10 protein-coding genes and 1 other RNA gene are annotated in these 9,170 nt (G+C 63.5%); 9 read left to right on the top strand and 2 right to left on the bottom strand.

Annotated features, from left to right (window positions below; all coding sequences use genetic code 11):
* Both EBBID32_RS13535 and EBBID32_RS13530 read right to left on the bottom strand, forming a co-directional pair.
* Nucleotides 1-700: TPM domain-containing protein (locus EBBID32_RS13535; protein ID WP_037490736.1), on the bottom strand; the 700-nt coding region annotated here is incomplete at its 3' end.
* 4 nt (nucleotides 701-704) lie between these two features.
* Entirely contained in the window at nucleotides 705-1,307 is a 603-nt protein-coding gene (locus EBBID32_RS13530; RefSeq protein WP_006958818.1) for a LemA family protein, read from the bottom strand.
* A 100-nt stretch (nucleotides 1,308-1,407) separates the two neighbouring features.
* On the opposite strand from EBBID32_RS13530, the gene mscL reads away from it, so the two are divergent.
* From mscL to rnpB, 9 genes are all read left to right on the top strand, one after another.
* Complete coding sequence (gene mscL, locus EBBID32_RS13525) at nucleotides 1,408-1,845, top strand: large conductance mechanosensitive channel protein MscL (protein WP_006958817.1); 438 nt, start codon at nucleotides 1,408-1,410, stop codon at nucleotides 1,843-1,845.
* A 144-nt stretch (nucleotides 1,846-1,989) separates the two neighbouring features.
* Nucleotides 1,990-2,259, top strand: a complete 270-nt coding sequence (locus tag EBBID32_RS13520) for a hypothetical protein (protein ID WP_006958815.1) — start codon at nucleotides 1,990-1,992, stop codon at nucleotides 2,257-2,259.
* A 132-nt stretch (nucleotides 2,260-2,391) separates the two neighbouring features.
* Nucleotides 2,392-4,794, top strand: coding sequence for a chemotaxis protein CheA (locus EBBID32_RS13515; RefSeq protein ID WP_037490741.1), 2,403 nt, complete (start codon nucleotides 2,392-2,394; stop codon nucleotides 4,792-4,794).
* Between the two features lie 4 nt (nucleotides 4,795-4,798).
* On the top strand, nucleotides 4,799-5,236 hold the full coding sequence (locus tag EBBID32_RS13510) for a chemotaxis protein CheW (protein WP_006958813.1): 438 nt from the start codon (nucleotides 4,799-4,801) through the stop codon (nucleotides 5,234-5,236).
* 153 nt (nucleotides 5,237-5,389) lie between these two features.
* Nucleotides 5,390-5,755, top strand: coding sequence for a response regulator (locus EBBID32_RS13505; RefSeq protein ID WP_006958812.1), 366 nt, complete (start codon nucleotides 5,390-5,392; stop codon nucleotides 5,753-5,755).
* A 72-nt stretch (nucleotides 5,756-5,827) separates the two neighbouring features.
* Entirely contained in the window at nucleotides 5,828-6,910 is a 1,083-nt protein-coding gene (locus tag EBBID32_RS13500; protein ID WP_006958811.1) for a chemotaxis protein CheB, read from the top strand.
* Nucleotides 6,910-7,788 (top strand): CheR family methyltransferase, encoded by an 879-nt coding sequence (locus EBBID32_RS13495; RefSeq protein ID WP_006958810.1) that lies wholly within the window; start codon nucleotides 6,910-6,912, stop codon nucleotides 7,786-7,788. Before EBBID32_RS13500 ends, EBBID32_RS13495 begins: the two co-directional genes overlap by 1 nt.
* Before the next feature lie 176 nt (nucleotides 7,789-7,964).
* Nucleotides 7,965-8,663 carry an N-acetylmuramoyl-L-alanine amidase gene (locus EBBID32_RS13490; RefSeq protein ID WP_037490739.1) on the top strand — a complete coding sequence of 233 codons (699 nt, stop codon included), beginning with the start codon at nucleotides 7,965-7,967 and terminating at the stop codon, nucleotides 8,661-8,663.
* 41 nt (nucleotides 8,664-8,704) lie between these two features.
* An RNA gene (gene rnpB / locus EBBID32_RS23245) (RNase P RNA component class A) lies at nucleotides 8,705-9,093 on the top strand.
* The last annotated feature ends 77 nt before the right edge of the window (nucleotides 9,094-9,170 follow it).

Genomic DNA, 9,170 nt, shown 5'->3' with positions numbered 1-9,170 from the left:
CGGAGCCGCCGCCACCCCAGTCGGAATCGCCCGGTCCCCACAGGATGATCGGCATGCCAGAACCGCTGCGATAGCGTTTGCCCGTACCGTGCCGCCGTGATGCCAGCGCGACGAAGGCGACGATCATGACGATGACCCAGATCATCGCCATGCCACCGACATTGCCGCCCGATCCCTTGCGCGCCGCCGCTTCTGCCGCCGCCGCGCGGGCCTTGGCCTCTTCAGGCGGCAGGGTCATGATCGCGCCGATCTCCCCCACGCCAGCATCAATCCCTCCGGGCATGTCGCCCGCCTTGAAGCGCGGGGTGATGGCGTCGCGGATGATCTGGGACGACTGGGCGTCGGTCAACAGGCCTTCCATGCCATAGCCGACCTCTATCCGCACCTTGCGCTCATTGGGCGCGACGATCAGCAGCGCGCCGTCATTCTTGGCCTTGTCGCCAATCCCCCAGGCCCGGCCCAGCCGATAGCCATAATCGGATATGTCATAGCCCTGAAGGTCGGGAATGGTCGCGACCACCAGTTGCCGACCACTCTGGACCTCCAGCGCGGCCAGCTTGTCGGTGAGCGCCTGTTCCTGCGCGGGGGACAGCAGGGCAGCATCGTCCACCACCCGGCCGGTCAGCTTGGGAAAGGATTGGGCATGCGCCGCTGGCGCAAAGGCCAGCAGCGCAAGGAGGATCAGCAGGCGGCGGATCACGCGATCAATTGCCGAAATCGACCTTCGGCGCTTCTTCCGCGCCGGGCGTCGTCGCCTGGAACGGGGTCATCGGCTTGGCGCCATGGATGATCTTGGCACCGATCGCGTCGGGGAAGGTGCGGATGCGGGTATTATAGGCGCGCACAGCCTCATTATAGTCGCGGATGGCGACGGCGATGCGGTTTTCGGTGCCTTCCAGCTGCGATTGGAGGTTTTTGAAATTCTCGTTGCTTTTGATTTCAGGATAGGCTTCGACCGACGCAATCAGCCGCCCCAAGCCTTGGCTCAATTGGGCTTGCGAATCCTTGAATTGTGCCACCTTTGCCGGATCGGAAAGGTCATCAGCGCTAATCTGCACCGATGTGGCCTTGGCGCGCGCTTCGGCAACACCGATAAGCGTACCTTGCTCCAATTTCCCCGCAGCTTTCACTGTGGCGACAAGGTTATCGGTCAGGTTTGCCCTGCGCTGATATTGCGCCTGGACGTCGGCCCATTTGGCCTTGGCCTCTTCCTCGGCCGTGGGAACGCTGTTGATGCCGCAGGCGGAGAGGGCGAAAACCCCCAGCAGCGGCAACAGGAAAGGGGCAAAGCGGCGCAGGAGCGTCATGGAAGATCCTCAGCTGTTATCTGCGTGCTGAAATAGGCGGTTGCCCTGTTCCACGCAACGGGCCATCTCGTGATTATCTTTGACAGGCTAAGAGGCAGACATGGGACTGATCAGCGAATTCAAGACCTTCATCAATCGCGGCAATGTGATTGACCTGGCGGTCGGCGTCATCATCGGCGGCGCATTTGCGACCATCACCAAATCGCTGACGGACGATCTGATCATGCCTGTCGTCGGCTATCTGTTCGGCGGCGCGGATTTTTCGGAATATTTCATCCGGCTGGGCGACCTGCCTGCCGATTACAAGGGCAATCCGCAAAGCTATGCCGATCTGAAGGCGGCTGGCGTTGCCATGTTCGGCTGGGGCCAGTTTCTGACGGTGATGGTCAATTTCGTCATTCTGGCCTTCATCATCTTTCTGCTGGTCAGGGCAGTGAACCGGCTGACGGCCAAGCCGGAGCCGGAAGCTGCTGCGCCAGCCGCAACGCCGGAGGACATCATCCTGCTGCGCGAAATCCGCGATTCGCTGCAAAAATAGGGTGCTATGCGACGAACCGAGCGGCTGGCGGGAACCATCGGCGGCGCGGCAGGTTGATCGCGGTCAGGATGTGGGAGGGCGCAAGCCTTTCCACGTCCCTGCCAAATACCGTCTGCCCCTGGGGGCGCAACAGGAGAAAACGCCGTGAAAACCTTCGTCAAAATCCTTGGCCTTGCCAGCCTTGTCGCCCTCGCCGCGTGCGATTCCGCCAAGGAAAATCAGGTCGAGAATGCGTACGAAAACCAGGCGGATGCGCTCGATAATCAGGCTGACAATATGGAAGCCATGGCCGACAACCTGACCGGCAGCGCCGAAAATGCGGCCGAAAACGCGGCCGACATGCTGGAAAACAAGGCCGAAGCCACGCGCGATGCGGGCGACAATGCCGAAGATGCGGTCGAGAAGCAGCAGTAAGCGCTTTTCACCACCGGATATCGAATGGGGCGTCGCGATCGGATCGCGGCGTCCCTTTTGTTTGCGCTTTTAACCCGCTCTTAACCACGTCCCGCCATGGTGCCGGTTGCGCGCATCCGTGGGACCATGGGCATGGACGAACTGTTACAAGAATTCATATCCGAGACCCAGGAAACGCTGGAGGCGCTGGCAGGCGAAGTCGTCGCCTGGGAAGCCGACCCTTCAGACCGGGACCGGCTCGACGCGATTTTCCGCTTCTTCCATACGGTCAAGGGTAGCTGCGGCTTCCTGAACCTGCCCCGGTTCGAGCGGCTGAGCCATGCGGCCGAAGATGTGCTGTCGGACATCCGCGCGGGCAAGCGCGTTGCTGATCCTGCAACCGTCAGCGCGGTGCTGGGCCTGATGGACCGGATCGGCGAACTGGCCGAGGCGGTAGCGATGGGGGCGGCACTGCCCAATGAAAATGACGAATTTCTGATATCCGCGCTCACTACCCCATCCGAGGCAACGCTGACGGTGGAGGTGGAGCATAACAACGCCGCTGCGCCCGTTGCGGTAGCGCGGCAGGGCGGCCAGTCGGGGCCGCGCACCATTCGCCTGCCGCTCAGCCTGATCGACCAGTTGATGAACGGCGTGTCGGACATGGTGCTGGCGCGCAACGAATTGTCGCGCAAGCTGCGCGAGCGGTCGGTCGACACCGAGCTGGACACAGTGTTCGAGCGACTGTCGACCTGCGTGGCCGACATGCGCGATGTGATTTCCAAGACGCGGATGCAGCGGGTCGACCGGCTGTTTGCCGCGATTCCCCGCATGGTGCGTGATCTGGGGCGGGATCTGGGCAAGCGGATCGACCTGACGCTTGAGGGCGGCGACGTCGAGATGGACCGCGAAATGGTGGAGATGGTCGTCGACCCGCTCACCCATATCGTGCGCAACAGCATCGACCATGGCATAGAAACCCCTGAAAAACGCCGCGCGGCGGGCAAGCCGGAGGTTGGGGCATTACGTCTGGAGGCACGCCAGTCGGGCAACCAGATCGTTATCGTCATCAGCGATGACGGCGCGGGCATCGACACGGCGCGGCTGGTTGAAAAGGCGATCGCCGCTGGCCGCCTGACCCCGGAAGCAGCGGCCCGCATGAGCGAGGCGGAGCGGCTGGAGCTGATATTCCAGGCTGGTCTGTCCACCGCCAATCAGGTGACGGCGATTTCCGGGCGCGGTGTCGGCATGGATGTGGTGCGCGCCAATGTGGAGCGGATCGGCGGCCTGATTGCACTGGACAATCATCCGGGGCGCGGCCTGTGCATCACCTTGCGGGTGCCGCTGACCCTTACCATCATTCCCGGCCTGATCATCCGCGCCGGCGGCCTGCATTTCGCGATCCCGCGCGCGGCGGTGGTGGAGATTTTGCACGATAATAATGACACGCTCCAGATCAGCGAAGTGGGCGGGGCCAAGATCGCGACGATCCGTGGCCTGCGCCATTCGATGATCGATCTGGAAGATGTGCTGGGCATGGACAAGCCGGTCGAGGCCGGACCGCGCGCCATCATGGTGGTGCGATCGGCGACCGGCGTGCCCTTTGCCATGGGCGTGTCGGCGGTCGACAATCATGAGGAACTGGTGATCCGCCCCGCGTCGCCGCTGGTGATGGCGTCGGGCGTTTATGCGGGCATGACCCTGCCCGACAATGGCAAGCCGATGCTGCTGCTCGACGCGGCGGGCATCGCCAACGCCGCGAGACTGCCGACGATGATCGACGATCGCGTCGCGCGACAATCGGACCAGGAGGCCAGCGCGCAAACCGGGGTCGAGATGGTCGCGGCGCTGCGGTTCGAGGAATGTTCGGGCGAACGGCGGCTGCTGCAACTTTCGCTGATCGAGCGGGTCGAGGATATTGACGCATCCTTGTTCGGAAGGTCGGGCGGCAACGCCTTTGTCCGGCTCGACGGGCGGCTGGTGCCGGTGGCCAACGGCCTGACCGATTTCGGGCGTGCCAAGATTTCCGCGCTGCGCCTGCGCGATGGGTCGGTTGAAGCCTGTTATCCGGTCGCTGCCGTGCTGGACATTGTCCAGATGCCGCTGGTGCCGGACATGGTGGCGATGCACGGCCATGTCAGCGGGGTCGCGGTGATCGACGGCGAGCATCTGGAAGTGATCAATCCCTTTGCGCTGTTTGCCAGCCTGCCCGATGGCGGAATCGTCGAACGGGCGCGCGGCCGCTGCCTGCTGGCCGACAGCGACGATGGCTGGACCCGCGACATATTGGCGCCGCTATTGCGCCAGGCGGGGCAGGATGTCGTGATGGGCCTGCCCGATGATGCCGCGGTCGATCCGCGCGACGTGCTGCTGCTGACCAGTGCCGATGCGGCGCAGACAGCGGGCGTCATGGCCGGGATGATCGGATGCCGCATCGTCCATCTGCGGGCATCGCCCCGCGCGGCGGGGCCGCAGGATAGCAGCATCTATCGCTATGATCAGGACGCGCTGATGGCGGCGATCGCCGGGGGCCAGATGGCCGGAGGAGTGGGGTAAGGCCATGGAGAGACTCTATCTTTTCGCCACGCTGGCAGGCACACGCATCGCGGTCGAGACGGGGGAGGTCGAGGCCGTCGTCCGGCTGACCGACGTGTCGCCCGTGCCGGGCATGGGCGCGCATATCGCCGGGCTGTCCGCATTGCGCAGCCGGGTGCTGACGATCATCGACGTTGCCGCGCTGATCCATGGCGTCGCCAGTCCGCGAGTGGAGCGAGGGCTGGCCATCATCGCCGACATTAGCGGGCACAGCTATGGCCTGATGGTCGATGGCGTCACCGACATTTGCCGCGTGCCGGAAGGCGAACTGCCCCTGTGCGGTCAGATCGGCCCGGCCTGGGCACCCTATGCCCGCGCCATTGTGGAGCATGACGGGCATCCCTGGCTGCTGGTGTCGCTGGCCGCCTTCATCGAGGGCGGGGCGCTGGCGCAGGCGGCTTGAAAGAGTTTTTGAAAATGCGCGTGCGGCACGAATGGGCGAAGCCCCATTCCCAAAATATGCGACCAACCGAAAAATCATCCTCGTCTTGTTTACCAATTGCTTGGCTTTGCCGGTTAGACCGTCAGCCGGGACGCAAAACCAAAGGGACGCCTCATGAAGAATTGCCTGGTCGTTGACGATTCAAAGGTCATCCGCAAGGTGGCGCGCCATATCCTCGAATCGCTCGACCTGACGGTCAGCGAAGCGGTGGACGGGCAGGATGCGCTGACCCAGTGCGAAGCTTCTGCCCCCGACGTCGTGCTGCTCGACTGGAACATGCCGGTGATGAGCGGGATGGAATTTCTTCAGGCGCTGTCGAGCGCCAAGATGACGGCACGGCCCAAGATCATCTTCTGCACCACCGAAAATGGCATCGGCCATATCAAGGCGGCTGTGGAGGCCGGGGCCGACGAATATGTGATGAAGCCGTTTGACCGCGAAACGCTGGAAAGCAAGCTGGTCATCGTCGGGGTCATTTAGCGGGCGGGACACCGTCCTCATCCTTGGGAGAATTCCGACTTTTTCTTCATCCTTCGTGCAGAAAGTCCCGTGATGTCCTTCATCGCGCCGATCATGACCAGCCACAGGAGCGAACACAGGTCCGTTCGCACCCTGGTCGTCGACGATTCGGTCGTCGTCCGCACCGTTATCGAACGCATCCTCAATGCCGACCCGGCCTATGCCGTGGTCCACAAGACGAACAGTGCCGAACAGGCGCTGGGCTATCTGGCCGGGCATGAGGTTGATCTGGTGCTGCTCGACATTGAATTGCCGGGACAAAGCGGTCTGGCCGCCTTGCCCGCCATCCTGCATGCCAATCCCGACGTCAAGGTCGCGATCCTGTCGGGCAAGTGCGAGGAGGGCAGCGCGGCTGCCATCGAGGCACTGGCGCTGGGCGCCAGCGACATAGTGTCGAAGCCGGGCAGCGGCAGTTTTGGCGAGCATTTCCCCCAGACGCTGATCGAGCGGCTCAACCGCCTGTTCACCGATCGTCCCGCCCCATCGCCGCCGCAGCGCCCGCTGGTTCCACCTGTGGTCCAGCCTGCCGCGCAGCCGCTCGCGTGCCTTGGCATCGGCGCGTCGACCGGTGGCATCCATGCGTTGAGCCAGTTGTTTGAAGGGCTGGACGCGCCGCTGGGCGTACCGGTGCTGCTGACCCAGCATCTGCCCGCCAGCTTCACCGTTTATTTCGCGCAGCAATTGGCGCGGATGACCAGCCTGCGGGTCAAGGTCGCCGAAACCGGCGATCTGTTGATGGCCGACACCGTCTATGTCGCGCCGGGCGACGCCAATCTGCAACTGCGCCGTGGCCTGCATGGCCGGGTGACGATAACGCTGAACCCGGAGCGTACACCGGCCGGCAACCTGCCCGGTGTCGATCCGATGTTTGCCAGCATGGCGGAAGTCTATGGCGCGGGCGCGGCGGGCATTGTCCTGACCGGCATGGGCCGTGATGGCACGGTCGGCGCGCGCGACATCGTGGCGGCGGGCGGCTGGATCGTCGCGCAGGATGAAGCCAGCAGCGTGGTGTGGGGGATGCCCGGATCGGTCGCCGGTGCTGGCCTGACCTGCGCCGTGATGGAGCCGCTTGCGATTATGGACTTCGTGTCCCGGCGCGGAAAGGTACTTGTTTGATGGCCATGCCCCCGTCACCCGCATCGACATTACAGGGCGCGGCGCGCATCCTGTCCGGGCTGCTGGAAGCGCGCACCGGCCAGATATTGTCGGAGGGCCGGGCGTGGCGGATGGAAACCGCGCTGCGGCCCGTGCTGCGCAATCATGGCCTGACCGACATGGACGAACTGGCCGCCCGGCTGCTGCGCAAGGGCGACGCGCGGATGGAGCAGGAAGTGGTCGATGCGCTGCTCAACAATGAAAGCAGCTTTTTTCGCGACCTTCAGATTTTCGACATGATCCACCGGCAGATTTTGCCGGCCATCCATAGCGAGAAGAAGGATCGCACGCTGCGCATCTGGAGCGCGGGCTGTTCGACCGGACAGGAAGCCTATTCGCTGGCAATCCGCCTGCGCAACGACGCGGCGCGCTGGAGCGGATGGCGGATCGAGATATTGGCGACGGACATTTCGACGGCCGCGATCGACCAGGCGCGATCGGGCATATTCTCGCAGATGGACGTGCAGCGCGGGCTGGCGGTCGGCGACCTGCTCAAATGGTTCGAGCCGTCGGGCGAGGATTGGCGCGCCAGCCCCGAACTGCGGCGGATGATCGATTTCCGGCACGACAATCTGTTCGATGCCAAGGTGCCGAACGGTGCCTATGATTTGCTGCTGTGCCGTAACGTCCTGCTCTATTTCACCCCCGAACGGCGGCAGGCGGTGCTGTCCCTGCTCGCCAGGCACAGCCATGCCGGATCGATCCTGCTGCTGGGCGCGGGGGAAACGGTGATCGGACAGGGCGACGATTTTATCGCCCATCCCGAATTTCGCGGCGGCTATGCGCGGCAGGCGGCCCTACCCGAAGGCGCGATCGGACGGGTACGACGGACGGGCTGAGGGTTCGGGCCGGTTTTCAGGCAAAAGCCGTCTTGGAGTGTTGGACCAAGCTTATCCTCCCTTTGCAGACAGGGGAGGATTTTGTTGCCGGTTTTCACCATGCTTGATTGCCACGTCCGCCTGCGCCATTGTCGCGCCCAGGCCGCGCGATTGCACGGGCAGGCCGAAAGGGCATGATGAACGAGCTGCCGATGATCGAAACGCCGTCGCCCAATTTCGACGAGCGCAGCCTGCCGGTCTCGATGCTGGTGTTGCATTATACCGGGATGCCGGACGCGGCGAGCGCGATCAACTGGCTGGCCAACCCGGAATCCAAAGTCTCCGCCCATTATGTCGTGACCGAGGATGGCCAGATCATCCGCATGGTCGACGAAGCGAAACGCGCCTGGCACGCGGGGCGATCGCACTGGCGCGGGGTGGATGACATCAACAGCGCCAGCATCGGCATAGAAATCGTCAATCCGGGGCATGAATGGGGCTATCGGCCCTTTCCCGAAACCCAGATGAGTTCGCTGATCCCGCTGGTGCATGACATTGTCCAGCGCCACCGGATTACGCGCGGCAATATCGTTGGCCACAGCGACATTGCGCCCGCGCGCAAGCAGGATCCGGGCGAGCTGTTCCCTTGGGCTCAGCTGGCGCGGTTGCGGCTGGCTTTGCCGCGGCCGACCAAGAATCTGATGGACCCGCACTGGACCGATGGCGGTTTCATGCTGGCGCTCGAACGCTTTGGTTACGACATTGCCGATCCGGAAGCGGCGGTGGTGGCGTTCCAGCGGCGCTTCCGCCCTGAACTGATCGACGGGGTGATTTGCGGCGAATGTCGCGCCATATTGCTGGCGTTGCTGCTACCCAAGCCCAGAGGCGATGAATAAGCAGGTGACGGAGTAGCGGAACGGCGCTAGGGACCGTTCCGCCAGAGGGCCGGGCGGCCGCGGCGTGGCGGGTAACTTCCACGGCGAGGAAAGTCCGGGCTCCACGAAATAACGGTGCCGGTTAACGACCGGCTGGAGTGATCCAAGGGACAGTGCAACAGAAAGCAGGTCGCTAAGGTTTCGGCCCAGTGACATTGAAAGGGTGCGGTAAGAGCGCACCGCGTCTGCGGCAACGCAAGGCGGCATGGTAAACCCCACCGGGAGCAAGACCGAATAGGGGCGGCGCGCAGCTTCATGCTGCTAGGTCTGTTTCGACCGAGACCGTCCGGGTTGGTTGCTTGAGGAACGGAGCAATCCGTTCCCTAGAGGAATGGTCGCCTATCCCTGGAAACGGGGTGGACAGAACCCGGCTTACAGGCCCTCTGGCATTTTCCTTTACCATCGGCCTTGCACGGCCCCCAATCCTCCCCTTGCAGGGGAGGTGTCGGGCCGCAGGCCAGACGGAGG

Source organism: Sphingobium indicum BiD32 (assembly GCF_000382885.1).
Lineage (GTDB): Bacteria > Pseudomonadota > Alphaproteobacteria > Sphingomonadales > Sphingomonadaceae > Sphingobium > Sphingobium japonicum_C.
This window is presented reverse-complemented; position numbering and strand designations above follow the sequence as displayed.

What these genes read in the sequence shown, in the direction of transcription:
- EBBID32_RS13530 (WP_006958818.1), bottom strand. Translation starts at nt 1,307, where the DNA reads ATGACGCTCCTGCGCCGCTTTGCCCCTTTCCTGTTGCCGCTGCTGGGG.
- mscL (WP_006958817.1), top strand. Translation starts at nt 1,408, where the DNA reads ATGGGACTGATCAGCGAATTCAAGACCTTCATCAATCGCGGCAATGTG.
- EBBID32_RS13515 (WP_037490741.1), top strand. Translation starts at nt 2,392, where the DNA reads ATGGACGAACTGTTACAAGAATTCATATCCGAGACCCAGGAAACGCTG.
- EBBID32_RS13510 (WP_006958813.1), top strand. Translation starts at nt 4,799, where the DNA reads ATGGAGAGACTCTATCTTTTCGCCACGCTGGCAGGCACACGCATCGCG.
- EBBID32_RS13505 (WP_006958812.1), top strand. Translation starts at nt 5,390, where the DNA reads ATGAAGAATTGCCTGGTCGTTGACGATTCAAAGGTCATCCGCAAGGTG.
- EBBID32_RS13500 (WP_006958811.1), top strand. Translation starts at nt 5,828, where the DNA reads ATGTCCTTCATCGCGCCGATCATGACCAGCCACAGGAGCGAACACAGG.
- EBBID32_RS13495 (WP_006958810.1), top strand. Translation starts at nt 6,910, where the DNA reads ATGGCCATGCCCCCGTCACCCGCATCGACATTACAGGGCGCGGCGCGC.
- EBBID32_RS13490 (WP_037490739.1), top strand. Translation starts at nt 7,965, where the DNA reads ATGAACGAGCTGCCGATGATCGAAACGCCGTCGCCCAATTTCGACGAG.